Origin of the sequence: Methanocella sp. MCL-LM (assembly GCF_049676595.1) — an archaeon.
Lineage (GTDB): Archaea > Halobacteriota > Methanocellia > Methanocellales > Methanocellaceae > Methanocella_A.
On the sequence record NZ_CP187259.1, the window covers coordinates 18385 to 44073 of the forward strand.

At 56.6% G+C, this 25689-nt stretch carries 29 protein-coding genes; 15 read left to right on the top strand and 14 right to left on the bottom strand.

Features of this window, described 5'->3' with window-relative positions:
- Positions 1-12 precede the first annotated feature (12 nt).
- The gene (locus ACPLPM_RS00100) at positions 13-345 is read left to right on the top strand and encodes a hypothetical protein (RefSeq protein ID WP_424358198.1); all 333 of its coding nucleotides are present in this window, start codon (positions 13-15) and stop codon (positions 343-345) included.
- 69 nt (positions 346-414) lie between these two features.
- On the opposite strand, the gene ACPLPM_RS00105 is transcribed toward ACPLPM_RS00100, so the two are convergent.
- Both ACPLPM_RS00105 and ACPLPM_RS00110 read right to left on the bottom strand, forming a co-directional pair.
- On the bottom strand, positions 415-966 hold the full coding sequence (locus ACPLPM_RS00105; RefSeq protein ID WP_424358199.1) for a hypothetical protein: 552 nt from the start codon (positions 964-966) through the stop codon (positions 415-417).
- Positions 963-1763 (bottom strand): class I fructose-bisphosphate aldolase, encoded by an 801-nt coding sequence (locus tag ACPLPM_RS00110; protein WP_424358200.1) that lies wholly within the window; start codon positions 1761-1763, stop codon positions 963-965. Before ACPLPM_RS00110 ends, ACPLPM_RS00105 begins: the two co-directional genes overlap by 4 nt.
- 262 nt (positions 1764-2025) lie before the next feature.
- Here ACPLPM_RS00110 and ACPLPM_RS00115 point away from each other — a divergent pair, with 262 nt between their 5' ends.
- Positions 2026-2508, top strand: coding sequence for a metal-dependent hydrolase (locus ACPLPM_RS00115; protein ID WP_424358201.1), 483 nt, complete (start codon positions 2026-2028; stop codon positions 2506-2508).
- Between the two features lie 437 nt (positions 2509-2945).
- Here the strand turns inward: ACPLPM_RS00115 and tpiA are convergent, their stop codons facing one another.
- Positions 2946-3635 carry a triose-phosphate isomerase gene (gene tpiA, locus ACPLPM_RS00120; protein ID WP_424360015.1) on the bottom strand — a complete coding sequence of 230 codons (690 nt, stop codon included), beginning with the start codon at positions 3633-3635 and terminating at the stop codon, positions 2946-2948.
- A gap of 160 nt (positions 3636-3795) precedes the next feature.
- On the opposite strand from tpiA, the gene ACPLPM_RS00125 reads away from it, so the two are divergent.
- Entirely contained in the window at positions 3796-4260 is a 465-nt protein-coding gene (locus ACPLPM_RS00125) for a hypothetical protein (RefSeq protein ID WP_424358202.1), read from the top strand.
- Between the two features lie 9 nt (positions 4261-4269).
- On the opposite strand, the gene ACPLPM_RS00130 is transcribed toward ACPLPM_RS00125, so the two are convergent.
- Complete coding sequence (locus tag ACPLPM_RS00130; protein WP_424358203.1) at positions 4270-4692, bottom strand: DUF3788 domain-containing protein; 423 nt, start codon at positions 4690-4692, stop codon at positions 4270-4272.
- Positions 4693-5491: 799 nt separating this feature from the next.
- On the bottom strand, positions 5492-6682 hold the full coding sequence (locus ACPLPM_RS00135) for a bifunctional 5,6,7,8-tetrahydromethanopterin hydro-lyase/3-hexulose-6-phosphate synthase (protein ID WP_424358204.1): 1191 nt from the start codon (positions 6680-6682) through the stop codon (positions 5492-5494).
- Positions 6683-6886: 204 nt separating this feature from the next.
- Between ACPLPM_RS00135 and ACPLPM_RS00140 the strand changes: the two genes are divergently transcribed.
- Positions 6887-7438 carry a hypothetical protein gene (locus ACPLPM_RS00140; RefSeq protein WP_424358205.1) on the top strand — a complete coding sequence of 184 codons (552 nt, stop codon included), beginning with the start codon at positions 6887-6889 and terminating at the stop codon, positions 7436-7438.
- Between the two features lie 79 nt (positions 7439-7517).
- Here the strand turns inward: ACPLPM_RS00140 and ACPLPM_RS00145 are convergent, their stop codons facing one another.
- From ACPLPM_RS00145 to ACPLPM_RS00155, 3 genes are all read right to left on the bottom strand, one after another.
- The gene (locus ACPLPM_RS00145; protein WP_424358206.1) at positions 7518-8018 is read right to left on the bottom strand and encodes a hypothetical protein; all 501 of its coding nucleotides are present in this window, start codon (positions 8016-8018) and stop codon (positions 7518-7520) included.
- Positions 8019-8317: 299 nt separating this feature from the next.
- A complete protein-coding gene (locus ACPLPM_RS00150) occupies positions 8318-8440 on the bottom strand; it encodes a hypothetical protein (protein WP_424358207.1) in 123 nt (40 codons plus the stop codon).
- 94 nt (positions 8441-8534) lie between these two features.
- Positions 8535-9551, bottom strand: a complete 1017-nt coding sequence (locus ACPLPM_RS00155; protein WP_424358208.1) for a hypothetical protein — start codon at positions 9549-9551, stop codon at positions 8535-8537.
- A 152-nt stretch (positions 9552-9703) separates the two neighbouring features.
- Here ACPLPM_RS00155 and ACPLPM_RS00160 point away from each other — a divergent pair, with 152 nt between their 5' ends.
- From ACPLPM_RS00160 to ACPLPM_RS00175, 4 genes are read left to right on the top strand one after another with little or no spacing between them, the layout of a single operon-like run.
- Positions 9704-10597 carry a (Fe-S)-binding protein gene (locus ACPLPM_RS00160; RefSeq protein ID WP_424358209.1) on the top strand — a complete coding sequence of 298 codons (894 nt, stop codon included), beginning with the start codon at positions 9704-9706 and terminating at the stop codon, positions 10595-10597.
- 28 nt (positions 10598-10625) lie between these two features.
- The gene (locus tag ACPLPM_RS00165; RefSeq protein WP_424358210.1) at positions 10626-10886 is read left to right on the top strand and encodes a hypothetical protein; all 261 of its coding nucleotides are present in this window, start codon (positions 10626-10628) and stop codon (positions 10884-10886) included.
- A gap of 30 nt (positions 10887-10916) precedes the next feature.
- Complete coding sequence (locus ACPLPM_RS00170) at positions 10917-11483, top strand: flavin reductase family protein (protein WP_424358211.1); 567 nt, start codon at positions 10917-10919, stop codon at positions 11481-11483.
- A 2-nt stretch (positions 11484-11485) separates the two neighbouring features.
- Complete coding sequence (locus ACPLPM_RS00175; RefSeq protein WP_424358212.1) at positions 11486-12094, top strand: hypothetical protein; 609 nt, start codon at positions 11486-11488, stop codon at positions 12092-12094.
- Here ACPLPM_RS00175 and ACPLPM_RS00180 read toward each other — a convergent pair.
- Positions 12079-12918 carry a hypothetical protein gene (locus ACPLPM_RS00180; protein WP_424358213.1) on the bottom strand — a complete coding sequence of 280 codons (840 nt, stop codon included), beginning with the start codon at positions 12916-12918 and terminating at the stop codon, positions 12079-12081. The genes ACPLPM_RS00175 and ACPLPM_RS00180 overlap by 16 nt on opposite strands.
- Before the next feature lie 363 nt (positions 12919-13281).
- Between ACPLPM_RS00180 and ACPLPM_RS00185 the strand changes: the two genes are divergently transcribed.
- Together ACPLPM_RS00185 and ACPLPM_RS00190 are read left to right on the top strand one after the other, a co-directional pair.
- On the top strand, positions 13282-13878 hold the full coding sequence (locus tag ACPLPM_RS00185; protein WP_424358214.1) for a flavin reductase family protein: 597 nt from the start codon (positions 13282-13284) through the stop codon (positions 13876-13878).
- Complete coding sequence (locus ACPLPM_RS00190) at positions 13875-14546, top strand: MBL fold metallo-hydrolase (RefSeq protein ID WP_424358215.1); 672 nt, start codon at positions 13875-13877, stop codon at positions 14544-14546. Before ACPLPM_RS00185 ends, ACPLPM_RS00190 begins: the two co-directional genes overlap by 4 nt.
- 718 nt (positions 14547-15264) lie before the next feature.
- Here ACPLPM_RS00190 and ACPLPM_RS00195 read toward each other — a convergent pair.
- Positions 15265-16065: a winged helix-turn-helix transcriptional regulator gene (locus ACPLPM_RS00195; protein WP_424358216.1), complete on the bottom strand. Its 801-nt coding sequence runs from the start codon at positions 16063-16065 to the stop codon at positions 15265-15267.
- Between the two features lie 23 nt (positions 16066-16088).
- Positions 16089-16994 carry a hypothetical protein gene (locus ACPLPM_RS00200; protein WP_424358217.1) on the bottom strand — a complete coding sequence of 302 codons (906 nt, stop codon included), beginning with the start codon at positions 16992-16994 and terminating at the stop codon, positions 16089-16091.
- Between the two features lie 207 nt (positions 16995-17201).
- Here ACPLPM_RS00200 and ACPLPM_RS00205 point away from each other — a divergent pair, with 207 nt between their 5' ends.
- From ACPLPM_RS00205 to ACPLPM_RS00220, 4 genes are read left to right on the top strand one after another with little or no spacing between them, the layout of a single operon-like run.
- Positions 17202-18107 carry an ATP-binding cassette domain-containing protein gene (locus ACPLPM_RS00205; protein ID WP_424358218.1) on the top strand — a complete coding sequence of 302 codons (906 nt, stop codon included), beginning with the start codon at positions 17202-17204 and terminating at the stop codon, positions 18105-18107.
- Position 18108: 1 nt separating this feature from the next.
- Entirely contained in the window at positions 18109-19275 is a 1167-nt protein-coding gene (locus ACPLPM_RS00210) for an ABC transporter permease (RefSeq protein WP_424358219.1), read from the top strand.
- Positions 19272-20717, top strand: coding sequence for an NEW3 domain-containing protein (locus tag ACPLPM_RS00215; protein WP_424358220.1), 1446 nt, complete (start codon positions 19272-19274; stop codon positions 20715-20717). Before ACPLPM_RS00210 ends, ACPLPM_RS00215 begins: the two co-directional genes overlap by 4 nt.
- Before the next feature lie 33 nt (positions 20718-20750).
- Positions 20751-21821 (top strand): sensor histidine kinase, encoded by a 1071-nt coding sequence (locus ACPLPM_RS00220; RefSeq protein WP_424358221.1) that lies wholly within the window; start codon positions 20751-20753, stop codon positions 21819-21821.
- On the opposite strand, the gene ACPLPM_RS00225 is transcribed toward ACPLPM_RS00220, so the two are convergent.
- Positions 21775-22089, bottom strand: coding sequence for a hypothetical protein (locus tag ACPLPM_RS00225; protein ID WP_424358222.1), 315 nt, complete (start codon positions 22087-22089; stop codon positions 21775-21777). The two genes, ACPLPM_RS00220 and ACPLPM_RS00225, sit on opposite strands and share 47 nt — an antisense overlap.
- Before the next feature lie 343 nt (positions 22090-22432).
- Here ACPLPM_RS00225 and ACPLPM_RS00230 point away from each other — a divergent pair, with 343 nt between their 5' ends.
- Positions 22433-23095, top strand: a complete 663-nt coding sequence (locus ACPLPM_RS00230) for a hypothetical protein (RefSeq protein ID WP_424358223.1) — start codon at positions 22433-22435, stop codon at positions 23093-23095.
- 594 nt (positions 23096-23689) lie between these two features.
- Here the strand turns inward: ACPLPM_RS00230 and trpA are convergent.
- The gene (trpA, locus tag ACPLPM_RS00235; protein WP_424358224.1) at positions 23690-24511 is read right to left on the bottom strand and encodes a tryptophan synthase subunit alpha; all 822 of its coding nucleotides are present in this window, start codon (positions 24509-24511) and stop codon (positions 23690-23692) included.
- The gene (gene trpB, locus ACPLPM_RS00240) at positions 24511-25683 is read right to left on the bottom strand and encodes a tryptophan synthase subunit beta (protein ID WP_424358225.1); all 1173 of its coding nucleotides are present in this window, start codon (positions 25681-25683) and stop codon (positions 24511-24513) included. The genes trpA and trpB overlap by 1 nt, the downstream gene beginning before the upstream one ends.
- Positions 25684-25689 lie beyond the last annotated feature (6 nt).

Genomic DNA, 25689 nt, shown 5'->3' on the forward strand with positions numbered 1-25689 from the left:
ATGGAGATCACCTTGAAGATCACAGCAGACGCTCTCGATATGGCCAAAGCCTCGGCCAGAGAATCAGAAGTGCCCCTGATCCTGGTGGGCGAGCGCAGCGTCATCACCGACGTCATGATCGCCCCGGATCCCAAGGCATACGATACCTCCGCAGGCCAGCTGATCAGCATGCTCCCCGTAGGCATCCGCAGGTACGGTAAAGTCGTCACAAAGGCCTCCCAGGACCTGGAGCCCGGCTACAACCTGATCGAGGACGAAAACGGGAACTGGAAGTTCGTGGATGAAGATGGAAAAGAAGTGCACGTACCAGTCGTAGAATCCGCAGATGACAGAAAGTGTGGTTAGGAGAGTTTAGACACGGGGAGCGCAGGCACCGCCGTGTCAGATATATTACCACAGTTCTTCTTTGTCGTATTACTCCACGCTCTCGCTGGTCGAAGCCTGGCTGGCCCGGGCGGCGACCAGGATGCCCTTGACGGCCTCCGCGGGCCTGGTCGGGTTGAGCTGGACGCTCTCGCTCGTGCGTTCGATCTCTCGTGCCCGCAGCGCAAGCTCTCCTGCTTTGCTGGTGCTCGTGCTGATGCTCTCGGCTATGAGTTCGAGGGTCGAGACCAGGTCGTACCTGCCTGTCACGCATTCTACGCTGAGGCTGCCGACCGTCTCGTACAGGTCGCTGGTATCACGCTTGACCTGGTCGATGGTCTGCCGGATGCTGGCGTAAGCCCGGAGGGAGCAGCCTTCGCACCGGTCTCCGGTATACGGGTTCCCCCGGCCGATCCACCAGAGCTTGTGGGTCGTCTCATAGTAGTACGTGGTGGCATCCTTCGTCAGGTACCGGCAGTTGGTACAGTCCTGCTTGAGCCAGTCTCTACAATCCTTTCTCAGGCCACGGGCGTCCATCGCGTGGTTTTTTTTACACATCCCGCTGGACGGCCTGACATGTTTACAGTTTGCACAAGTTTTCATGCTGACAGTACCTCCGTTGCTTTGCTCACAGGCGCGTTCTCGAAGATGAGCGCCTCCAGCGCCCGGGCGATCTTATCAGGCTGATCGCTCTGCCATACGTTTCTTCCGACAGCGACGCCACATGCGCCGACGTCCAGGATGTCCCGGGTCTGCTGCAGGAAAGTATTCGCGTCGGTCTTCAGGCCCCCGGCACAAACGACCTTCGCTTTGCCTGCCATCTGCACGACCCGCCTGAACGAGTCCTTGTTTCCGGTGTACTTGACTTTGAGCACGTCCGCCCCCAGCTCCAGCCCCACTCTCGCCCCGTATGCGACGATAGTAGGGTCGGTGTCGTTGGGGACGTACTGGCCCCTCGGGTACATCCAGCCGATCACGGGCAAGCCGTATTCGCGCGCCTCTTCGTGCACCTGGCGAAAATCCTCCATGGCCTTAGATTCGAGAGGCGAGCCGACGTACAGCGTGTATCCCACTGCTTCCGCTCCGAGTTTTACGGCGTAGTCCACAGAACAGACAACAGGGGAGAAGGGTTCCGTTTTAGCGATGTTGTCCTTACCGTTGACCTTGACGATCAGAGGTATTTTGCCAGAGTAGTGCTCGTGGTACTTCTCGGCCAGCCCTTTGTGAAAGATGAGCCCGGTGAACTTATTCCTGAGCGCTATGTCGATGATATAGCACGGATCGTAGTTCTTCTCGTTGAAATCCTTCGGGCCGTGTTCCAGGCCCTGATCGTAGGCCAGGAACATCGCTTTTCCGTCCCTGAAAAGATGGGACATGTACTTTACAGACGCTCCGACCATAGGTATCAGAAAGTCGATTATTGTTTCTATAATATATTAGTGAGCAACGGATTTTAAGGCAAATTTATCAAGATAGCTATAATAAAATTGGTAATTTCATAATAAATTCATGCCCGGTAAGCCCCGTTTTAGCCTCTGTTTCCATAAAAACCGGCAAGCATCCCTGCTGATAAATTAAGTTGGCACCGTACCGCCAATATTTTCAATCCGGGCTCTAGAAAAGCCTATTAAGCATGCGTTCTTTCCTGTATCCGGGGACAGGATGGACAGAACAGGCCACTTCGGAGGCTCGCTACTCTTCTTCTTCGGCATACTATCAGTCATCGGCGGAGGCGGAGACACAGTACAGACCTTAGCCCTCTCGCTGGTCGCAGGCGCCATAGCCGCCATGATGTCCGTCTCGCCCGACGTGGATACAGGCCTCGGAGGCATCTTCCACCGCACCTGGATCACCCACAGCCTGACTACGGTATTCATCGCCACCGGCGCGACGTATATTTTATTCGACGACATCTTCCACGCCGGGCCACTATCCGGCTACATCACCCTCGCGGTGCTCAGCGCCACCCTGTCCCACGTGCTGCTGGACTCGCTGACCAAAAAAGGCGTGCCGCTCTTCGGGCCCTTCGACGAGAAGATGCGTGGCCTCAAGTGGTTCAAGAGCAACAGCTTAATCCTCAACATAATATTCCTGGGCGCCGGGCTGGGTGCGGCTGCATATTACTATGGGCTGATCAGATTCTAAAACTGTGCGAATTCTAACCACGGCGGCACGGCTCTTTATCCTGACAACTGGAGAGCAGATATTCTAACCACGGCGGCACGGCGACACAAAGACAAAGCGAGAAACAATAGCAAGATGGTTATTTGAACCACGGCGGCACGGCGGCACGGAGACAGTGCGTTGATCAGAATGGTTACTGGTCGATCGATTAAGCATGGCTTACCCGCATAGTAGTAGTTTAATCCGTTAATCCATGTTTCCAGTCCGTTACTGCAGGTGGATTGTCTCCGTGCTGTCAGCCCGCCGTGCCGCCGTGGATCAATAAAAAAGAACTATCGTTTTCTGGTACGCTTTGTCTCTGTGTCGCTGTGCCGCCGTGGTTTTAGCCTCCGTTGTATTGTACTGGTACCCACTGTCGCCGTGTCGCTGTGCCGCCGTGGTAAAAAAGTTAGACCCCTTCAGCCGGTCACTGTTTTGGGCGCTATCAGCGACACGAGATCGTAGAGCGCCTTCTTTGGATCCTTTGCCTTGACCACCCCTGACGCCAACAACACGCCGTGGGTGCCCAGCGCCAGCGCAGCCTTGACGTCGTCGCCGGTGCTGATGCCGGCGCCGCAGAGGACTTTGATGTTCGGGTCGGTGACGGCGTTGACGGAGTTGCGGACGATGTCGGGGTTGGCTTTTGATACGGGTATGCCGCTGCCTATCAGTTCAGGCGGCTCGATGGCGATGTAGTCGGGCTTGAAGGCCGCCACTTCTTTGACCTTGTCGACGCTCTCGGCGCAGACCACCGAGGTCAACCCGTGCTTGCGGCACAGCTCCACGCACTTTTTAATTTTATCAGCGGGCATCCGGTCTTCGGAGTGGTTGATCAGCGTGCCCGTGGCGCCGGCAGCTTTCAGGGCCTCGGGCAGGATGTGCCCGGTGTGGCTGCCCGGCTCGATCGGGTCAAGGTGCTGGGCGAAGACCTCGATCTCCAGGTTCTTGTGATGGTACATGTCGGGCAGCTGCGGGCATGCCACAATTCGTACGCCGGTCTCCTTCATGACCTCCATAGCCATCCAGGTGAGCTTCCGGCCCTGCTCGCCCATACTTTCCGTGTAAGTCTTGTAATTGAGAATGATGACGGGTTCCTTCGCGGGCATAATGAGATCATATTGGCCGTGACTGGTATTAGATTCTTCCCCGTGAAAACAGGAGGCGATAGCCTTTCGGTGTGCAGAAAAGAAGGCATCCGGCCGGGAGGGCTTGCGGTATGGCGGCAGTCATCGTTATATGCCTGCCCGCCAATACTGTAGTGGTAACATTATGAGCTATCCTGGCGGCATAATCAAGGCGATCACTGCAGGCGTGCTGATGGTCGTCACAGTATCATTCGCAGTTTACTTCGTCAGCCGGCTCATCCCGGCCAACCCTGCGGTGTACTTTTTAGCGTGGGCTTTCGCAGCCGTACCTTTAGCCCTCATAATCACCGGCTGGCTCGCCGCACAGGAGGCATATTTCGCCTGCCTCGGCCACAACAAGTCGACCGCCAGCGCAGTGGGAGCAGCCCTGATAGCGGCCATCGTAGGCATAGCCCTGTGGTTCTTAATCGCTCCCGTACTCGGCGCCCCCGAGCAGATGCGCCTGTTCACTGCCAGCCTTGACCGGTACGGCCCCCTGGAGCTGATCGTCATCCTGATCACCTACGCCCTCGCCGGGGCCATAGGTGGAATATTTCACTACTTTACGTTGAAAGGCAGAAAGTGCGAAGTTAAAAACAATAAGCAGTGAAGCGGCCTTTCAATTGGCCATCTTCGCCCCGGCGATCTTCACTACACTCGAGACGTCTGCAGCGCTCCTGACCTCCAGCCTCACCGCCCGGCCCTCCACGTATTTCTGCGCAGAGTCGATGATCTCCAGCACCGACGCGGGCAGATCGCTTTTATGAGCAGCCTCTACAGCCTTCTCGCCCAGCGCAAACGAGGCGAGGAAATAGCCCTGGCACGGAGTCATATAGAGGACAACCCGTTTGCCCTTCTCCGCCCGCATCCGCAGGCCCCAGCCCGATTTCTTGCTGGCAAAGCCCCACTCTGGAGAGGCAGAGTAGGTCAAGGCGATCTGCTTCTGCAGGTCGGTCCAGTGAGCATACGTGCTCCCGAGAGTTACTTTAAGGTCTTCCTCGGTCGGCTTTTTAGACTTGTCATCGAAAGCACTCAGGGCCATTATACCACCATGGATGCAATAATCTTCCTTGATTGTTCGACTGCTTGAAATATTAACTCTTGGTCCATGGTATCTGAAACTAATGGTAGCAGTCGGATTTCGGGAACTTTTTTGGCAGCCAGGTACCGTTTACTCAAAGTACACAAGGTACGCGAAGTATAGTCCTTTGTGAAACTTTTAGTACGGTCCGGCAGGTCTGGTTGACTGCCGGACCGTACTATTAGTTTCAAGAATGACTATACACGAAGTTCTACTATAAGATCAGTAGTAATCACCCATTATTATCGTACTTTGAGTACTTCGCGTACTTAGCGTACTTCGCGTAAATGGTACGGGCACTCGTGTAAAACCTTTCAGGAATGACTATACTTTGCGTGCTTAGCGTTCCATGAAAAATGCTGGTCCGGGAGGTGTTGAGAGGTCGGAGAGGAGGTCGGAGAGGTTCACGGAGTTCAGAGAGGACACGTTCAAACTGGGAGGTCAGGGAGGTCAGGAGGTCCGAGAGGAGGTTATGTGAGGTACCCGGAGGTTAGAGAGAATATATCTAAGAAAATCCTCTCTAACCTTTCCACACTCCCCATCCTCCTCTCTAACCTCTGACCCTCTCTAACCTCCCAGCTTGAAAATCCTCCCCGACCTCCAGGGAACTCCCCGACCTCCAGGGGGTTTTCATCGGCTTAACTTGAAAAACCAGTTTTAATAAGCCGAGGGCTTCGTGTAATAGGTGGGGGCACCCGGAGAAATGAGAGGATAATAAAAAGGAGTATGGAGAGCTTGTATCGCTCCCCGGAATTTTCGCTTAGAAGTCCGTCATAATACGGTACTGGTCGATCTCGTCCTTCTTCATCGCCTGGAGGAACCTGCGGGACTCGCCCTCAATGTCCTTGGCGTTGGTGATGGACCTGCCGACGACCAGGATGTCTGCGCCGCCCTTTAATGCGGTTTCGACGTTCTCGACCTTGACGCCACCGGCGACTGCTACGAGCAGCTTCTTGCCGCCTGCGGCCTTCTTGATCTCGTGGATGTTGCCCCACGCGTGCTCGGCGGACTGGCTCTCGGTGTCAATGCCGCGGTGCAGCTCGACGATGTCGGGCTTGACCTTGAGCGCTGCGATGAGCTTGGCGGGGTTCTCGACGTTCAGGGTGTCGATGATCGAGTAGATGCCGACCTTGCGGGCTTCCTCGATGAACTTCTCGATCGTGGCGATGGGTGCCAGGCCGGAGCAGACTACTGCGTCGGCGAGGTTGTCGGCGGCCATGCGGGCTTCCAGGTTGCCGGTGTCCAGGGTCTTCAGGTCGGCGACGATGAAGGCGTCCTTGCGGATTTCCCTGATCTTGCTGATGACGGACAGGCCGTACCTCTTGATGAGCGGGGTGCCTGCTTCGATGATCAGGTGGTCGTTCTTGGGGACGTTCTTGAGCACCCGCTCGACGACGCCGAGGTCCGGCGCATCGATGGCGATCTGCAGGTAGGGTGCGTCCCAGAGCCTCGTGATCTTGTAGCCCATGATGGCGTGTACTCCTCTGTCCTTCTCGTAGGTGACCTTGTCCACTGCCGGGAACTTCTCCATGGCCCTGGTCAGCGCCAGCTTGGTCGCGCCATAGTTGTACTTGTAGATCTTGGTGGCGTCCTGGGCTTCGGGGTGGATGAACACCGAGACGATGATGACGACGTCCTCGCAGATGTCCTTGGGAATGGCGCCTTCCTCTACTGCATCGGCGACTGCCTTCGCGACAGCGGCCTGGGCGGGGCCGAAGATCTGGGCGGCCTGGCCCATGTTCTTGACTGTGACTTTCGGTACGATGAGAGTCGCGGGCTTCGGGATTAAGTTAGGCCTTACGACTGCGAGCAGGGGCGTGTGCCCCATGGATAACTGGGTCATGCCATTAGCGAAAGCGATGCCAACGGGGCCGTTCTTATCTCCGATAAGAAGGTCGATGTGGGCCACCTCGTTGCCCTCGCCGATGAGAGCTTCTCCGATCTGGTACATGAATAGAACCTCATGACGCACTAACACGTTACTACTTAATAACCATTTTGGGTATGAATAAAAGGGCGGGGCGCAGGTCAGCTGCAGGCCGAAGGCCTGTGATATAATTGCTTGTACGGCCTAACAAAGGCACAGGTGATCATAATAAACAATGGTCCAGAGAATTGCGAAAACTTATGAACTAAGCAGTTTTATTACAACCACGTGAGACTAAATCTCATTATTGCCGCGATATCCATAATCTTACTGGCCACAGCCAGCAGCGGTTGCCTCTGCATCGACTACATCTTTCCCCCCATGAAGTGGTTTAACTACAGCTACGATCCGGCGGAAAACGTGGCAATCGAGATCAACCTGGTTACGCTGGGGCCTGATCCGGTCACAATCCTGCCATCGGATTCCGGGCAGATCAACCTCTCGGTGCATACTTTTTATGTCGATGAGCCCTACACCCACTCCGAGGCTAATGGCAGTAGTCGAGATATCAAGTTAGGACTTATGAGCTGGTCAGATGGCCCTCATGTAAAAACAGATACACTACTCTTTCTGCCACAGGGCCCGAATTATACTGTGACTATCAGGAACGGATGGGCTCGTCCGAACCAGAGCGACGTAGTGACGAAGTATAACGGTGGTAACCTGACTCTCTGGGTAAACGATCCAGAACACCCACTGCAATGGCACCCGAATTTCGGAAGAGATCCCTTATTAATACCTGTGGCAGAGGGGGACCGGGCATTAACAGGAGCAACGTAGTAAACAGCTTCTATGTGTAGCCTCACTCTCCGGGTTAACGACCAGATCTCGCTTCTCAGGTTTATGAACCATATAATGGCTAAGTCTTACCGTACGAACTGTAGCTCCACGATTGGTTTTCAACTGTTGTGTTACCGTTCTTGTTAGTAGAAACGATAGTGTAAGTCCAGTTTCTGGGCAGGTAGACGTGTTCGTCTGCTCGCGATGAGCCCAGGAAGTTGTCTACTGCACTTACTACCCGGATGCTGACTCTAAGATCATCGCCCTCTTTACTGAAGTGAACAGCGTCATAGCTCACGACCCCGCCCCAGATCTTCACCTCAAGGTCCTGCCCATCTGAGTCGAGGTACTTCACATAGTTCTTCAATACCGCGTCGAACTCTGCGATGATCAACACGTTGGTGACAGAACCGTTCTTACTCAAGTTATAGCTGTAGTAATAGTCGGGAGGTTTCTGGCTTTTGCCGGCGGGATTCTGCAGGTAGCCGCATAGTACACAAATGCCCCATAGCAGAAGGATGATAGCTACAAGTCCCGCAAGGGCAAAAACTGGGGCAGGGATAGATTTTCTGCGAAGCACATATAAATCAGCTTCATTATTTACTTATTATAGTTACCGCTTTTTTGACATAGGCAGTTCCTCTGATCTGCATAGATATACCACCAGGCACGCCAGGCTAAGTAGTAATAACCGTGCGGTTCCGATCCAAAAAGTCCTTGGCGTTCCATGAAAAATTGTTGGTCCGGGAGGTGTTGAGAGGTCAGAGAGGAGGTCAGAGAGGTTCAGGGAGTTTAGAGAGGACTTTTCAAGCTGGGAGGTCAGGGAGGGTCAGAGGTCAGAGAGGGAGGCTATGTGAGGCACCCGGAGGTCTGAGAGAATCAACTTAAGAAAATCCTCTCAGACCTTTCCACACTCCCAAACCTCCTCTCTGACCTCTTAACCTCCCTAACCTCCCAGCTTGAAAATCCTCCCCTGCCTCCCGGGACCTCCCCGATCTCCAAGGATTTTTCTCCAGCTTAACTTGAAAAACCTGTTTTCACGAGCCGAGTACCTGGCGGCCTGGCGTTTTATTCTTACAGGATGTTTTCCCCGAGTTTACGAGAAAATCAGTTTTAACGTTTCACCCGGCACCTCTTCAACAGCCAGCTTCCCCTGTACCATGTCTGAGATGAAGAGCGATCTGGCGATCAGGCCGATGGGCGGCTCCGAGGTCAGGCGGGGGAGAGCCTTGCTGTACCGCCGGAGGGGCGCGAAGTCGATGTCGGGCAGCCGGCCTGCCATGAAGTTCTCTCCCGGGGCCTCGAGGATCTCGCTGAAGGCGTAGGCGAGGAAGATGTTTGGCGGAAACAGGGGGTTATTCCGGGACGAGTTCAGGAGATAATCAAGCGCGCTCGGGGAGTACCGCCTGACGGCGATCACCATGTCCCGCTGGTAGGGCGGAATGATGAGGTCTTCCATGAGGGCGAAGAAGTCCTCCGAGGCAAGCAGCCTGACGATGCCGGTGAAAATATCGCCCAGCTGGTCGATGTCGCCCTCCCGCATCATGTCACCTATGGCCATGAAGCTGCCTGAGAGTGGATCATCCCGATCGCTGGCCCGGACCCGATCTACCCAGGCCAGGATTTTCTCTTGATCGTCGCCCGCCGCCTGTAGCAGGACCTTGATCTTTTCGTAGCCCCGGTTATCATGGATAGTCTCAGTCAGCTCCATCAGAGAGTTCCGGACGATGTTGGTCCTCATTCTCGTGTCGAAGGACTTCGAGGACGTATATTCCACGAAGTATTTTGTTTTCATCAGCGCGGGTACCAGACCATATTCATTCAGGAAATTGTGGAGCCGCTTGAGGCTGTTGAAACCAGAGCGGATTCGATACGAGTTGGCAATGCCGCTGCCGTGGGTGACCTTCTCGAGCAGGGCGAGCCGTTCGTCCGAAGATAAATCGGCCAGGTGCAGCTTCACGTCTTTAGAGCTCTTGATGTTATGCCGCTCCTGCAGGTGCTCCCGTATCTCCGTGAAGGTTCGCTCGCCGTTGTCCGCAATGTAGAGCAGGATGGCTGCCTTGGTCCTGCCGGTAGGCTCCCGCTCTCCCCTTGCTCTGGTTTTACTGGCCATGTAGAATCGCCGCCCGAGTATTTGATAAAAGTATCATATACCCGGGTATATGTACCTGTCGAAAAATCGTTAATACGGTGCTATGCCATGGTGATTGATGGAATTGGTTGGAGAAACTGCGAGCAATCACAGAAATACGAGAGGTATCTAATATGAGCACCAAAAATTGTAACCCTTTAAATTCCGTCTACTGCAATCTCAAAGTCAAGCTGGCCGGCAATCTTAACGAAAAAGACCTCGCCGGCCTGTACAGCTGTACTTTATGTAATGAATGCCACACCGCCGACTTCAACAGGGGAGCCAGGGAGATGGCGATCAGCAGGAGCCTCGTCGCCCCGCACGTCAGCACGATAGGCAAGAACATCAGGGAGAAGGGCAACCCCTACGGCATCACAGGCAAGAGAGCAGGGTCCGGCAAGTGCGAGACCATCCTCTTCCGGGGCTGCACGTCCACTTACAAGGCTCCGGAAATCCTGGCCGCCGTCGAAAACCTGCTCGGTAAGAAAGGCATCCAGTACGGCACTATCGACGGGGAAACGTGCTGCGGCAACGTGCTGTTCAACTTGGGCGACAAGGCGTCGGGCACAGAGGTCGTCAAGGCCAACATCGCGAAGTTCAAGGCGGCCGGAGTCAGGAAGATCATCACCGTCTGCCCCGGGTGCTACGCCTCGTTTAACAAGTACTACAAGGGGCAGGACGGCTTCAACCCGGAGATAGTGCTGGCAGTAGACCTGCTCGGCGGAATGACCGTGAACGGCGACTTCGCCATCCAGGATCCCTGCCACGGCAAGGAGAAGAGCGGCGTTGTCCGCAGTCTGCTGCCGGGCTCCTCGAATAAGAGCGTGAGCCCGTGCTGCGGTGCCGGAGCAGGCGTCATGTCCCACGACAGGCTCCTGGCAGAGGCCAAGGCGCAGAAGGCTTTCGAAGGCAAGCCGGCGAAGGTCGTCACGTACTGCCCCTTCTGCTACTCGAGCCTGAAGGCCGTGAAGCAGGGCGAAGTCACGGATATTTACATCCTGATGGACAGGCAGGGCCAGATGGCATAACAGGCCAGGACTAGCAGGAGGGCAAGACATGGAACTGATCAGTACAGGAAAGGTGCACCTCGCGAGTGCAGGGAGATACCTAAGGGTAGCCGCAATCGCAATCCTGACCACGGGCGGGCTGCTGGCCGGACAGGTGTACCTGGATCTCGGAGCGCTGCTGGCTGGCTGGATGACTTCAGCGCAGCCTGTATTTATGACGCTCGGCGTCTCAGGCGTAATGAAAAATCCGGGGTTTGGCACCGGTATGAAGATCATGATCGGCAGGCTTGCCAGAGCAGTGATTTGTTAATGGAAAACTGAGAGCAGGAAGGAAAGTTCGATGGATAAAGTGATGATAGGAAAGATGCCGGTCGCAGCCGTGCCTGCAGTGATCGTCGGCACGCTGGTCGATGGCAAGCCGAACTACAACACGCTGGGCTGCTTCGGCATGATGTCGATTACGAAGCCTACAGTGAGCATCATGTCCGGAAGATCTCACTACACTAACAAGGGCATCCGGGAAACAGGGTATTTCAGCGTGAACGTGCCCACACCGGGCATCGTCCGGGAAACAGACTACGTGGGCCTGGTCTCCGGTGAGAAGGTCGACAAGTCCGGCCTGTTCACCCCGTTCTTCGGGTCCGTGGATAAGGCACCGATGATAAAGGAATGCCCGGTCAACATGCTGTGCAGGGTGATCAAGACTGACGAGCTGCCCAACGTGCCCAACCACGAAATCTTCTACGGTGAAATAGAGGAGGTATACGTCAGCGGAGACTGCTTCGTCGACGGCCAGCCCGACCCGAAGAAGATCAACCCGCTACTTCTGACCGGCCGCTCCTACGCTGGCATCGGCGAGTATGCCGGCGCTGCCTGGAAGGAAGGCCTCGCCCTGATCAAGAGGTAACTATGGCACAGAGATCAGACGATTCCCGGTGGAAATACCTGGAAGCTTTCACCGGGGCGATCACCCGCCCGGTGGTCTACCTGTTACTCCTGGCAGTCTTCGCCGGGCTGTTCGTCTGGATGGAGGTTCCCGGTCTGCCGTATAGTGCCGCGGATTTCTCCACGAAAACGAACGGCGGATCACAGCTCGACATGATGATCGGCTACTCGCCCGAAAAAGCGTATGAGCTGATAGAGGGCTACGGGGCGGACGGGAGGACGTATTACGTCAGGAAGCTGGTGCTCAACGACCTCGTCTTCCCGGTAGCCTACTCGCTGCTCTTCGCCGGCACGCTGGCGCTCTTGTTAAAATACCTGACAGGGGCGGACAGCAGGCTCCGGTACCTGGCGGTGCTACCGCTGGCGGGCGGAGCCCTGGACCTAGCGGAGAACGCGAGTATAATCACGATGCTGCTCGCTTATCCTGCCCGGATGGAGGTCATCGCCACGGCGACCTCTCTGGTCACGGCGGTGAAGCTGGGAATAAATGCGACGGCCGTGGCACTCATCTTGCTGGGCCTCGTTGTAGCAGCGTATTGCCTGGTTCGAAAAAGGCTTCAGCCCCGGGTCTGACTGACGTCCGCCAGGATCTGGCGCAGCGTCTCCGCCGGGACTTCCTTTATAGCCAGCCTTCCGCCTGCGAGGTCGGTGATGAAGTGGGAGCGGGCGATGGTGAAGATCGGCGGCTCCGGGGTGAGTCGGGGGATGCCCGCGGCGTAATCGCAGCACTCCTGCAGTGTCAGGTGCGGCCCCGACAGGGGTTCATCCTGAGCCACCAGGACGCTGATAACGTAGGGCAGAAACGGATTCCGGATGAACAGCGGGCTGTCGCAGTTCAAGTTTGCGATACAGTCGAAAGCGCCCGGGGACAGCCGCATGATGGAGGTGATCCTCTCCCGGTACTCTTCGGGGATGACGATGTCCGAAGCCAGCACGCTGAACTGTTTCAGGCATATGGCCTCGAGCCCTCTTTTCATGACCTTCTGCACGTAGGCTTCAGCCATCATATCGGCATCAGGAGAACAGAGATCGTCGATCATCCGGACGAAGCTGCCAGCCACGGGATCATCGGTATCCCGCCCCCGTACCCGGGCTATCCAGCCAGTTAGCATTACCCGGTGTTCCGGCGTCACATGATTCAGGCTCTGCAGGATCATGGCTGTGCCTTCCTCGGTGGCCAGGCACCTGGTAAGGTCGAGCATAGCGTCGCAGAGGAGAGACGTCTTGACCTGGACGAAGAAGTCGCAGGACGCCGTGTACTCGTGGAAGTGCCGGGCCTGCATCAGCGCAGTTTCCAGGCCTTGCACTTTCAGGTAGTTGTACAGCTTTCGCAAGCTGCCGAAGCCGTCCCTGATCCGGTAGGAACAGGCGTTGCCGTTGCCGTTCGTTTTTTTCACGATGAGTCCCAGCCTGCCCGGGTCGGCCAGGTCGTTCAGGTGCCCCCGGATATCTTTCTGGCTCCTGATATTGTGGCGGTCAAGCAGGTGCTCCCGGACCTCTGTAAAGGTGCTCTCCCCGTGCTCCGCCAGGTAGAGCAGGATGGCTGCCTTAGTCCTGCCTGCCGGCTCCCGCTCGCCTCTCGCCCGTGATCTGGCCCTCGTGTTCGCCTCCTTGCCGTAGTGTATGAATCGATATCATACACTATGGTGTATAAACTGCTGAAATAATCAATTTATAGCTTACATACAGTTTGTTGTTCAAGCAGTATATGCTGTAACTTGATTAAAAATATTTTCATACAGTAACAAGTCGGTGAGAGAATGACAGAGCATGAGGAAAAAGTAATGATCGGAAAAATGCCCGCCTGCGCCCTTCCGGTGGCCATCGTAGGCTCCATGGTGAACGGGAAAGCCAACTTCAACACGCTGGGCTGCTTCGGGCTCCTGTCCGCGGTCAAGCCTATGGTCTACATTATGTCGGGGAAGTCGCACTACACGAACGTTGGCATCCGGGAAAGCGGCTATTTCAGCGTGAACATACCTTCCGAAGAGCTGGTGGCAAAGACGGACTACGTGGGCCTCGTCTCCGGGCGGGACACGGACAAGTCCGGGGTCTTCAGTTCATTATTCGGAGCTGCAGACAAGGCGCCTATGATCAAGGAGTGCCCGGTCAACATACTGTGCAAGGTCCTTAAAAGCGAGGAGCTGTCCAACAGTCCGGTCAGCGACATCGTCTCGGAGGTCTTCATAGGGGAAGTGCTGGAAGTTTACGTCAGCAAAGACTGCCTTACAGACGGGCGGCCGGACCTGCGGAAGATCAATCCCCTATTGCTCGGCGGCAATCCTCTCATGTACTGGACTCTCGGGAGCCAGGCAGGCCTGGCCTACAAAGACGGGAAGGGGCTGATCCAGAAATGAAGCCCCAGGTCATCGACGCCGGAGCTGATACTATGGCTCGCAGCTTCTTCATCAAAGGCAAGAAGACCATCATCGTGGATACCGGGAGGCCCGGTAAGCATCAGGCCATCCTGAAAGCCCTGGAGGCCAACGGTATAAAAAGGTCTGATGTGAGTTTGATCCTCCTGACTCACGGCCACGAAGATCACACTGGCAACGTGCCCGAGCTAGCGGAAGCTCTCGGCGTCCCGGTGGCGATGGGAAAGGCGGATGCTACCTACGTAGCCAGAGGTTTGAATGCGCCTCTGAAGCCCCGGACCATGCTTGGCCGGGTCACGACCGCCCTCGTAGGACCAAAAACACGAGCCTTCGAGACCGACATCCTCATCGACGGTGCGCTGGATCTCTCGCCATACGGGGTAGATGCCACCGCTTTCCCGACGCCAGGCCACACCGCAGGGTCAATCTCTATCTCGACCGCAGGCTCCTGCCTGATCGGCGATCTGCTGATGAGCAGGTATATGGTCGCAGGAGGACCCGGCCTGCCCAGGCTAATAGAGGTGCCGGAGGCGATGAGGCCGAGCGTGGAGGCAGTGATCGCCAGGAAGCCGGAAATCGTCTACCCTGCGCACGGAGTACCATGGAGGGCAGAGCAGGTCAGGCAAACCTTAGCAGGACTACCGGGCTGAGCCACCCCTTTATCGTTCTACCCTAGCCCCTCAGTTATACATATTATGCCCTTTTAGTCCAATTAAAACAAGTGAAGATAACATATAGCCGATATACACAAGGACGTTATATATCACGCAAATAACAACATTAAACATCAGTGAAAATATGAAAACAACAATTACGTCAAGAAACGTTCTTACATCACTGTGATAAAAAGACGTATATAAAAATACTATACTAAACACAGCGAACATGGAAAATGCCGTTAAAGACACATATTTTAATCCAAAGCTCCATGCCTGACCTATGCTATGTAACCACTTAGCAGAAAATAGTACCCCAAGAGTTCCCAATATTAAACCGAAGAATAATAAAAATATGTAATTGTAAATGTATGGCAGGCCAATATTCTCACACATCGTCGAAAAGTAATAATTATTAAAAAGAACGTGCGACGAAAGGATTATTGTATATAGTGCTACAAATACGCCACCGGCAACACCGATAAGAGTAGTTAATTTCTCATTTTGACTCATGGGAATGACCAGATCTATCGTAAGTACGATACCACCAAGTGCTAAGCGATTAATATAGTTTAAAATTTTTGGTTTGGATAAAAACAGATTTTATACATTAGTTAGAGATATCCTGCTGTCTGCTTTTTTTAGTAATTTTAATAAGCATTATAAGCATATCTCGATGCCCGAGAAAATTTGAAAGTGATGATTCTTATGTTTACGACGCCTTTCCCGCGGTGCTCGCCGCCACAGCGGGCTGGCTCATCGGCCCGTGGCCACCGAGCTTCAGGAAGGCGGTGCTGGCCTCTGCCTTGACGAAGTACTTCTTGTACTTCCCTTCCTGCTCGAAGCCTACTAAACCGTCTTTGAGGAAGCGTTCCATGTGCCAGTGGACAGTGCTTTTATCTAAAGAAAACCGCTCGGACAGTACATTGTTGGTAATGCCCGGGTTGTCCAGGATGACCTGGAGGATGCTCTTGCTGGTGTCGTTTCTGAGGTATGAAGCGACGACCTTTTCCATGTCGTTTACCCCCGCGTTGTTGTAGAACCGGGTGAACTTGCCCATCCTGCGCTTGCTGACTTTTCCCTCTGATTCGAGCATGAGCAGGTGATATTTTACAGTGCTGTTGTTCATGTTCTGCCGGGCGGTGATCTCGGCCGGCGTACATCCCGGGTTGTTGAGCACGTAGTAAAAAATCGCCTGCCTGTTGCTGTTGTCCAGCACGTCCTGGATGCGGCCGATCACGGAGGGCGCGATGCCTATCAGGCCGATGGTGATTAATAGTCCGTCGAGAGCCGAGGCGACCTTCACCCACAGGGGCAGGTTCCAGTAGGACGTCAAGGGCGCGTCTACCGGCGTCTTGCCCGTAGAGCCGCCGGAGGTGGCCGGGGTGACCACGTAGCCGTCGGAGTCGCCGATCGTGACTGGCGGTGCCATGGTAGTGGTCAGCACTCCGAAGATGGTGATTGCTGACAGGACCACTATGGCTACTGCGGTGATAACGAGAGAGAGTCGCATTTTTCAGGCCTGCCTGGTGTACATCATGACGTCTTCAGGTAATAGTCGGTCTCGCCTACGAGGGCGGTATCGGAAACCTTCAGGTACCATTCGCCAGCGGCGAGGCCTTCGCTATGGGAGATGTTGAGGTTGATGCACCCGTCAGTTTTGCCGTCTGCGTCGTCGTAGTATGGGCCGAGGACTTTGCCATCCGGAGTGTAGATCATCAGCCTGAGGTCGCTGTCACCCCCTTCCCACTTTAGGTCGACGTCCATCGAGTCGATGGCTTCGCCGACGGAGACAGTGTGCCAGTTGTCGTCTCCGGCTTTGACGACCTGGTTATACTGGGTGGCACCCTGGCTGACCGCGTATGATTCAGCGACCGCCGCCTCGTTGAGGATGATTTTGCTCCTGAACTCGTACACGCCCGACTTGTTCGCCGTGTCAACGCCGCCCACTGCGATTTTCATGTGGGCGAAGAACTCGGGCTTGCCCGGAGCATCAGAGCCGTTTGCTTCCCACCGCACGGGGAGCTTTTTAGGGGTCATATTGCCGGGCTCGTACAGCATCGCGCTGCCGACCAGGACAGCCTGCGAGTCAGTGCTGGTTATGTAGTTGCCAGTCAGGATCATGGCGTCCGTATGGGTGAAGATCTGTCCCTGGAGAAGCTCGCCCTTGCCCGGGAACGGCGGCTCAAAGTGAATGCTGTCCATGTCGACTACGACCGTCGTATATCGTACTTCAGGAGGAACTGTGTGGAACCTTTCGGCGGCGACGGCCACAACCCCCTGTTCTGGGGGCGCCATTAGGCCGGGATACTTGACGTGCGGCTTATCCATCACGGTGACAGTTGTAGCGGTCTGGTATGCAGTCGCATTGCTGACTGACCCCACGGTAAACGAAAGTATCAGCATTATCAGCATAGCCACGGATGAGGTGCGTTTGAACATAAGCCCATTGAATATGAGTATCTCGTGGGTATATAACCATTTTGACCTGATCATCCAACTAAGGCGAATCCTGGGCTCGTTCGACGATATTGCCTTTCTGCGATTTTATCGTTGGATGATATGGTCAGAAATGATTTATTAACGCTGTCCAGACTAGCGCTCAGGAACAGTGCATCCGGCACGTACGGATGCCTGGAGGCAAACCACATGATAAGAACTGAGAATCTGACCAAGGTCTACAACGGCGTCAGGGCCGTGGACTCGGTCTCCCTGAACGTGGGGAAAGGGGAGGTCTTCGGCTTCCTCGGCCCCAACGGCTCGGGCAAAACGACAACCATAGGCATGATCGTGGGCTTGATTGAGCCCTCTGAGGGCAAGTGTTTCATCAACGAGGTTGAGGTGACCCGCAATCCCCTGGAGGCGAAGAAGATCACCGGCTACCTGCCGGACGGCATCGGGTTCTACCCCACGCTGACGGCGAAGCAGAACCTCAGGTACTTCTCAAGGTTCTACGGCCTGAGCGACAGCGAGGCGGACAGGCGCATCGATGAACTGCTGGAATACGTCGGCCTCAAAGGCGTGGCTACGCAGGCAGGCGGCTTCTCCCGGGGCATGAAGCAGCGGCTTGGCCTGGCTCAGGCGCTCATCAACGATCCGCAGGTAGTATTCATGGACGAGCCGACCAACGGCCTCGACCCCCAGGGAGTAGTCCAGTTCAGGAACATCATCTCCGATCTGGCGAGCAGGGGCAAGACGATCTTCTTCTCGTCCCACATCCTCTCGGAGGTCCAGCTGGTCTGCAGGAACATCGGCGTCATTTCGAAGGGCAGGATGATCGCCCAGGGCACCACCGACGAGGTCAGGAGGAAGCTGCAGAAGGACGACCTGGTGACCATCGTGGTCAAGGTCGCCGGAAAGATGCCGGAGCTCAAGACACCCGGCATCGTGCAAGCATCGTACAACTGTAGCACTGCCACGATTCGGGCCCACACTGACATCAGGGACGAAATCTCCGGCGAGCTGTTCAGAGATGGCCTGCATGTCAGCGAGCTGAAGGTGATCGAGCGATCGCTCGAGGACGTGTTCCTCGAAACCGTTTACGGGAGCGCATAACATGGCGGCAAAAGAGACCAGTCCCATACTAATCGTGGCGGCCAAGGAGTTCAAGGACTACCTGTCCAGCAAGAGATTCCTGGCCCTGTTCGGGGTGCTCGCAGTGCTGACTATCATCGGCGCGATCACCGGGCTCATCAACTATAACGAGCAGCTGAGCACGTACAATAGCAACCTCCAGACCGTCAAGTCCGAAACCGTCAGCGCAGGGGGCATGATGCTGAAGATGATCGGAGGAATGCCGTCGCTGCTCAGCATCTTCCAGTCCTATGGCACATACATAGCATCCTTCGGGATGCTGCTGGCTATCTCGATGGGCTTCGACATGATCACCAGGGAAAAGGAAGAGGGCACCCTTAAGCTGCTGCTGACGCACCCGGTGTTCAGGGACTCCGTCATTAACGGCAAGCTCCTGGGCGCTGGCGCCATGCTGTTCATGGTGCTGGCGTCCACATTCCTGGCCACGACTGCGATCATGATGTTCTTCGGCATCGTGCCGGGCATGGATGACCTGGCCAGGATAGGGGCGTTCTTCGTGATGACGCTGCTATTCCTCTTCACCTACCTGGCGATAGCGGTGACCGCCTCGACGGTCTCGCCAAACTCGTCCATGGCAGTCCTGATCGCCATCTTCATAGTGCTGATCGGGGCGGTCGTCCCGAGCATCTCCAGCACGGTAGGCTCGGCCATCATGGGTACTGCCCCGCAGATGATGATCCCGTCGACTTCGGGCGCTACGTTGGGCGATTCGACATCGCCGGGCTCAGTCATCGTCGGCAGCTCGGGCGGCACTACGACGGTGGTAACCTATGCGGTCTCAGACGGCGGCCCCGGCGGAGCCCCGGGCATCAGCCGGAACGGCACCCCGATGACGATCAACCCGGAGTACACCAGCTACTGGAGCACCCGGAACACGATCGAGGGCATCATGAACGTCATCTCCCCGAGCTACAACTACGAAGTGATCTCCCAGGTCATCACCGAAGAGCTGTCGAGCCCCAGAACTAGCGGCTCTAACCCGGGCTTCTTCCAGCGGTCGGCCGACCAGTCGGTCTCGCTGATGGAATCGCTCTCCTCGGTCTGGATGAACATCCTGGCCCTCGTGGTCATGATCATCGTAGGCTTCGGGATATCCTATGTTAAGTTCATCAGGGTGGATGTGAGATGAAGTTCAAAACAATGCTATTTACAGCTCTGGCGCTCTGCCTCGCCATGGTGGCGATGGCCCCGGCGGCAGACGCTAAAACCAGCTACGTATCAGTCTACTCGGGATGGATCAGCGACGGCAGCACCACGCCTCAGAACAGCCTGGGAGTCTACGTGACTCCCACCTTCCCGAATAACAGCATAGCCTTCAACGTCACGAGCCTCCACATCAAGAGCTCGTACTACAGCGGGAACAACGCCCTCCTGGCCGAAGGAGACTCGTACGACTACTACGATGCTGCCCGCATCACCGTGCTGGATACAAGAGTATACGACGGCATCCCCCAGGCCTACATCGACATATCAGAGATCACCACAGTGAACAGGACCGAAGGCACTATGATGTACAGCGACACCCCTGGCCTGGTCGCCAAGGCCGGAGACACGGTGTCGTTTTCCATAGTGATCCAGAACAACGACAACGTGGACCACACTTATAGCCTGGCCACCTCTAGCTCGGCCGACTGGCACACGGCCTTCAAGTACCAGAACAAGGAAATTTACCAGATCTACGTCCCCGCCACCCAGTCGAAAACCGTGGCCCTGGAAGTCGACACCCCGTACACGGCCAGCCTCGGCGAGCAGAAGTTCACCGTCTACGCAGACTCGTACGCCATCAACCTCCGGGTGGACGTCACCAGCGTGAACGAGTCGGTGGCTGTGTCCACGCCGGGCGGCTCGTCGGTGATCGCATCGCTGGGCAACAAGGCCTACTATGATTTCACCCTGGAAAACCTGCAGAACGAGCAGAACGGCTACAAGCTGTCGGTCACCGGGCTGCCGGAGAACTGGTACTACATGTACCTGGACTCCAGGAGCAGCACCAGCGAGATGGCAGAGGCCATAGTGGCCGGCTCCGCGAGCAAGAACCTCGTGCTGGCCATCGTCCCGTCGAACAGCGCCGGGATAGGCGAGTATAACTTCACCGCGGTGATCACCACTCCGGACGGCGTGGAGGTGACCAAAGACCTGACCCTGAAGCTGAAGGGCGGAGCCTCGCTGAGCACGAGCTACGATAAGCTCTCGTACACCTCTAAGCCCGGGCAGTCGTTCACCATCAACGTCTACGCCACCAACAACGGCCAGGGCTCGGCGCTGACCAACGTGTACCCGAGCGTGGAAGCGCCCACGGGGTGGACGGTCAGCACCAGCCCGGAGTCGGTCAGCAGCATCAAGGCCGGGGAGATGCAGGTCTTCAAGGTGACAGTGCAGCCTCCCGCCAACATCGTGGCCAGCGATTATGATGTTAAAGTCACGGTGAAGAGCGATCAGGCGAACAGCGGCACGCTCGACTACAGGATAGCGATCACCACCGACTCGTACATCCCGTACCTCGCCGGAGGCATCATAGTCGTGGTCCTGGCAGGCATCGTGCTGGTATTCAGGAAGTATGGGCGGAGGTAACCCCGCCCGGGCAGGCTTCGGAGTGTATCGGCGGTGTTCCCGGCAAACCTGTCGGCACTGGCGCCTTCGATTGCGTCGGTACCGGCAATCGATACCCGCCTGCTTTTGGACGCAGGCATCGGGTGGCGGGCTCACACCCCGCTCATGAGACCTGCAGATAGCCTGCCAGTGGTTCTCTTACCTCCCCCGGAGATTTTACAGTTAGCCGTCGCCGGCATCTTGTTTGCCGGCGCTTTTGTTATCGCCCTGGCGGTAGTTGCCGCACAGGATCGCTCAATCGCCAGGACCATTTTACGAGACTCGCAGCCAGACAAATCGACAGATGCCAGGATCACCCGGCTTGAGTCAGAGCTTCAGGCCCGGGATGCAGAGCTCAGGCAGGCGAGAGAAGACGCCGACCTCTACTTCGACACGATAAGCCACGACATCGCCAACCTCGACCACATCGCCCTCGGCTACCTCGAGCTGGCTGAGATGAAGCTGGACCTCGATGCCGGGGAAAAGGAGCTGATCGAAAAGCCCCGGAAAGCTATAGAGACAACCGCTAGGCTGATCAGTTACCTGAAGAGTACCAGGCGTATCAAATTGGGAAGCCTGGGACTGAAGGTCCTCGATCTCGACGCAGTTGTCACGACAGCCATAGAGCAATGCAGGAAGCAAGGTGATGCTGAGCTCAGGTACCGGCCGCAGCCGGGAGCCCGGGTCATGGGCGCGGACTTGCTGATCGAAGCCTTCACCGTCATTATAGAGACCGCCATCAGCCTCTCCTCCGACCCCGTCAAGATCGACATCGAACTATCACCGTTCGGCGAAAACGACACGAAGCATTACCGGGTGACCATAGATAACCAGGGACCGGGCCTGCCGGAAGAATACAAAGGCAGGCTGTTCGGCCCGAGGAAAACCGGGCAGATCACCGGAAGCCTCAAGGGTCCCGGGCTGCACCTCGTAAAAGCGGTGATCGAGGCGTGCAGCGGGAGAATCTCCGGAGAAGACCGCACTGAGGGCGGTTACGTCCGGGGATGCAGGTTCGAGGTGCTGCTGCCGGCCACGGGCGTCAGCGGAGAAGCCCCGGGCACTGGTAGTTTAGCGGCAGATACTTGATCACCGCCGGCCGGGCAGATTCTGCCACAGAATAGCCGGCCCCGCCAGCCTTTTCGATCAGCCGATCTGCGATGAGTCTCTCCACACACTGCCCCGCCACGGCCGGCCCAAACCCGGCCCTTTCCCCCAGCGTCTCCCGGGAGATGCCCGGGTTCTCCAGTACCAGCCTCAGGGCTACACAAACCCGATCGTCGGCGATAGCCTCCCTGACAACGGCATCCATGGGATCGTCCTTTCCGGACAGCCAGCCCTTCAGCGATTTGAACATGCCCGATCTGTTAGTCGACGACAGAGGATATAAACCCGGCGCCAGCCGATGAAAACCTGCCAGGAAAGAACTTCACGCTGAACGCCACGTCGGACGCGGGCAGCGTCTCATGTCCCATACCGCTGAACTATACGGTCAAGGAAAAGAGCAGGCTGTCGGGCAGCACCGGCGAGGGCGCAGCAGTATACCTGTCCTCTTGGGAAGACAACACCGTAGAGGAACTGCATCCGCACTGAATCCGGTACCGGAACGGCACAAATTCCGCTCTCACCCCTTATTTTCGTCATTGGCCTCATCCACATTTTTACCCCCGCACGCGGAACCTTCACACTGCAAGGGGGAGTTGGAAACGAAGAGCATTCACAAAATAATAGTCCTGGCTACCGCCGTGCTGCTTTTAGCACTGGCACTGCCCGCGGCAGTCATGGCATTTCAAAGCTACGCAGGCGCGGGAGCAGGCACCTCCACAACGGGAGGCGGCGGCCAGTTCGTCAGCGTGGGCGGCACAGGCGGAGGAACCACCCAGACCTTCTCGCTGGGGAGCGGCTTCATGTACTCGATGACCTCGGTCAACCCGCAGGACGTGACAAGCCTCCAGCAGCAGGGCGTCAGAGTGGTCAACGTACCCGCGGGCACGAACGTCTACGTCACGGCCACCACAGGCCAGCCACCGCAGATCGCCACCGGCACGGGACCCACTAACATGATCGTCTTCGGGCCCGGAGGCTTCGTAGGCGCGGGCGCATATGCAGGCACCGGCGGTGTTGGAGTCGGCCCCGGAGTAGGGGTAGGCGTCCAGGTACCCGGCGCAGGAGCCGGAGCAGGTGCTGGAGCAGGAGTCGGAGCCGGAGCAGGCACCACCATTGGCGGCACCGGCGGCGGAGTCGTCGTAGGTCCTGGCGGCGCCATGCAGATGTACTCGTTCACCGGCAGCCCGGGTCAGGCCTTCCTGATCACCCAGCAGTCCGGCGGCACCATGGACAGAGTACTCGTGGTATTCCAGTAGGCCAGAGATTATGGGCTCGCCCAATGGCGGGCCCTACTATTTTCTCATCAATAGTGCAGGGAGTTTGAACCACGGCGGCACAGCTCTTTATCCGGGCAATTGTAGATCAAGTTTTTAAACCACGGCGGCACAGCGACACAAAGACAAGGCGATCCACGACCAGCTGGATGGTAAATAAAACCACGGCGGCACGGCGACACAAAGACTTTCGTGAACCGGTAAAAGTGAACTCCTTTCCAGTCCACGGCGACACCAAGACAGTGCATGAACTAAAAAGCTGCTCGATTACCGATCGCTTAGCCTGATTTTGATCGCATATCCATAAGCTTATATACCCTCGATGAAACCTGCCAGACCCCCCGGCACTCGGATATTTAAACACATTAGTCTCCGTGCTATCAGCCCGCCGTGCCGCCGTGGATCAATAAATAAGGAGCCTTGTTATTCGGGTACGGTTGTCTCTGTGTCGCCGTGCCGCCAGGGTTAAAACAACCATCCAGCAGTCGTTTCCAGCATTGTCTCCGTGTCACCGTGCCGCCGTGGTTAGAACATCTGTTTCCAGTTGTTGAGATAAAGAGCCGTGGCCTCCGTGGTTCATTCCACGACGGCCTTGACGGCTCTGGTAGCCTGTTTGAGGCTGCGGACATACGCCTGCAATTCCTCGGTGGTGGCACCCTTGGCGATCAGGTCCACGATGGCGCTGCCGACGATGGCGCCGTCGGCGCCCATGGAGATGATGTCGGCCACGTGGTCGGGGCCGGAAATGCCGAAGCCGACTGCGACAGGGGTTTCTCCTGCGGCTGCTTTCGCCCGGTCGAGAACCTCCTTGATGCCTGTCGAGAGGCTGGCTCGCTTGCCGGTGACGCCCCTGGTGGAGACGAGGTAGGCGAAGCCGGCCGATTCGGCTAAGATCATTCGCATGCGCTCCGCGTTCGTATTTGGTGTGACGATATGGATGTAATCTACATCGTTGTCTGCGCAAGCCTGCCGGACTTCTGCGCCTTCCTCGTAGGGGAGATCGGCGATGATCACGCCGACAATGCCCGATTTTTGGCACGCTTCGAAGAATCTCTTGATCCCGTACTGGAGGACGATGTTGTAGTACGTCAGGTACACAATAGGTACTTTCTTGTCCAGCTGCGCCGAGATCTCGAAGGCGAGATCGGTGTTCATGCCAGCCCTCAGGGCTCGGTCGACAGCGTTCTGGATGACCGGCCCGTCAGCGATGGGGTCGGAGAAGGGCACGCCCAGCTCTAAGACGTCCACTGCGCCGGAGTCGATGAGCGACTGGGCGATGGCTAGCGATTCTACCGGGGAGGGATCGCCCAGGGTGATATAGGCGACGAGCGCGCCTTCCTCGTTGCGGCGCAGCTCGGCGAACTTCTCGGAGAGCTTCATATTTATTCTCGACGTCATCAGATATCGACCCCCATGCACTTTGCGACAGTGTACACGTCCTTGTCTCCCCTGCCGGACAGGTTGACGATGACCGTCTGGCCCTGGAACTGCTTTCTGTTTTTAATCACGTAGCCCACTGCGTGGGACGATTCCAGCGCTGGCAGGATGCCTTCTACCATGCCCAGCTCCTGGAAGCCGAACAGCGCCTCGTCGTCCGTGCAGTAGCTGTACTCCGCCCTTTTGGCGTCCCGGAGCAGCGCGTGCTCGGGGCCCACGGCGGCATAGTCCAGGCCCGCGGAGACGCTGTGGGTGTCCTGGATCTGGCCGTATTTGTCCTGCAGCACGTACGTGTAGGAGCCGTGCAGCACGCCTTTGGTGCCAGTCTGGAACCGCGCCGCGTGCTTGCCGCTCTCTATGCCGCAACCGCCGGCCTCGACGCCGATCAGGCGGACGCTCTCATCGGTTATGAATCCGGAGAAGATGCCTATGGCGTTGCTGCCTCCGCCCACGCAGGCGACGACTGCGTCCGGCAGCTTTCCTTCCTGGGTGAGCACCTGCTCTCTGGCCTCTTTGCCGATGACGCCCTGGAAGTCCTTGACCATCGCAGGGTATGGGTGGGGGCCATAGGCGGTGCCGAACAGGTAATGCGTGTCATCGAGACAGGTGACCCAGGAGCGCATGGCCTCGCTGATGGCGTCTTTTAAAGTGCATGTGCCGTTCTTGACAGAGATAACTTCCGCACCGAGCAGCCGCATCCTGAACACGTTCATCTTCTGCCGCTCGATGTCGACTTCGCCCATGTAGATCGTACACTTCATGCCCAGCGCTCGTGCTGCAGTGGCTGTGGCCACGCCGTGCTGGCCGGCCCCGGTCTCGGCGATCAGTCTGGTCTTGCCCATCCGCTTTGCCAGCAGTGCCTGACCGATAGTGTTGTTGATCTTGTGGGCGCCGGTGAACGCCTGGTCCTCTCTCTTCAGATAGAGAGTAAAGCCGTACTTCCGGCTCATGTTTCTGGACTTCGTAAGCGGCGTGGGCCTCCCCACGAACTCCTTCATGTAAGCGTTCAGCTCTTCCCGGAACGCCGGGTCGTTCTTGTATCTTTTGTAGCCCGCGTCGACGTCTTTCAGCGCCGGCACCAGCATCTCCGGCACGTAGGTGCCGCCGTATTCTCCGTATCTTCCCTCTGTCATGTCCAT

Excerpts from the sequence above, each read along its gene's own strand:
- ACPLPM_RS00105 (WP_424358199.1), bottom strand. The coding sequence starts at position 966 with ATGAAAACTTGTGCAAACTGTAAACATGTCAGGCCGTCCAGCGGGATG.
- ACPLPM_RS00110 (WP_424358200.1), bottom strand. The coding sequence starts at position 1,763 with ATGGTCGGAGCGTCTGTAAAGTACATGTCCCATCTTTTCAGGGACGGA.
- ACPLPM_RS00115 (WP_424358201.1), top strand. The coding sequence starts at position 2,026 with ATGGACAGAACAGGCCACTTCGGAGGCTCGCTACTCTTCTTCTTCGGC.
- ACPLPM_RS00125 (WP_424358202.1), top strand. The coding sequence starts at position 3,796 with ATGAGCTATCCTGGCGGCATAATCAAGGCGATCACTGCAGGCGTGCTG.
- ACPLPM_RS00130 (WP_424358203.1), bottom strand. The coding sequence starts at position 4,692 with ATGGCCCTGAGTGCTTTCGATGACAAGTCTAAAAAGCCGACCGAGGAA.
- ACPLPM_RS00135 (WP_424358204.1), bottom strand. The coding sequence starts at position 6,682 with ATGTACCAGATCGGAGAAGCTCTCATCGGCGAGGGCAACGAGGTGGCC.
- ACPLPM_RS00155 (WP_424358208.1), bottom strand. The coding sequence starts at position 9,551 with ATGGCCAGTAAAACCAGAGCAAGGGGAGAGCGGGAGCCTACCGGCAGG.
- ACPLPM_RS00160 (WP_424358209.1), top strand. The coding sequence starts at position 9,704 with ATGAGCACCAAAAATTGTAACCCTTTAAATTCCGTCTACTGCAATCTC.
- ACPLPM_RS00165 (WP_424358210.1), top strand. The coding sequence starts at position 10,626 with ATGGAACTGATCAGTACAGGAAAGGTGCACCTCGCGAGTGCAGGGAGA.
- ACPLPM_RS00170 (WP_424358211.1), top strand. The coding sequence starts at position 10,917 with ATGGATAAAGTGATGATAGGAAAGATGCCGGTCGCAGCCGTGCCTGCA.
- ACPLPM_RS00175 (WP_424358212.1), top strand. The coding sequence starts at position 11,486 with ATGGCACAGAGATCAGACGATTCCCGGTGGAAATACCTGGAAGCTTTC.
- ACPLPM_RS00185 (WP_424358214.1), top strand. The coding sequence starts at position 13,282 with ATGACAGAGCATGAGGAAAAAGTAATGATCGGAAAAATGCCCGCCTGC.
- ACPLPM_RS00190 (WP_424358215.1), top strand. The coding sequence starts at position 13,875 with ATGAAGCCCCAGGTCATCGACGCCGGAGCTGATACTATGGCTCGCAGC.
- ACPLPM_RS00195 (WP_424358216.1), bottom strand. The coding sequence starts at position 16,065 with ATGCGACTCTCTCTCGTTATCACCGCAGTAGCCATAGTGGTCCTGTCA.
- ACPLPM_RS00200 (WP_424358217.1), bottom strand. The coding sequence starts at position 16,994 with ATGTTCAAACGCACCTCATCCGTGGCTATGCTGATAATGCTGATACTT.
- ACPLPM_RS00205 (WP_424358218.1), top strand. The coding sequence starts at position 17,202 with ATGATAAGAACTGAGAATCTGACCAAGGTCTACAACGGCGTCAGGGCC.
- ACPLPM_RS00210 (WP_424358219.1), top strand. The coding sequence starts at position 18,109 with ATGGCGGCAAAAGAGACCAGTCCCATACTAATCGTGGCGGCCAAGGAG.
- ACPLPM_RS00215 (WP_424358220.1), top strand. The coding sequence starts at position 19,272 with ATGAAGTTCAAAACAATGCTATTTACAGCTCTGGCGCTCTGCCTCGCC.
- ACPLPM_RS00225 (WP_424358222.1), bottom strand. The coding sequence starts at position 22,089 with ATGTTCAAATCGCTGAAGGGCTGGCTGTCCGGAAAGGACGATCCCATG.
- trpA (WP_424358224.1), bottom strand. The coding sequence starts at position 24,511 with ATGACGTCGAGAATAAATATGAAGCTCTCCGAGAAGTTCGCCGAGCTG.
- trpB (WP_424358225.1), bottom strand. The coding sequence starts at position 25,683 with ATGACAGAGGGAAGATACGGAGAATACGGCGGCACCTACGTGCCGGAG.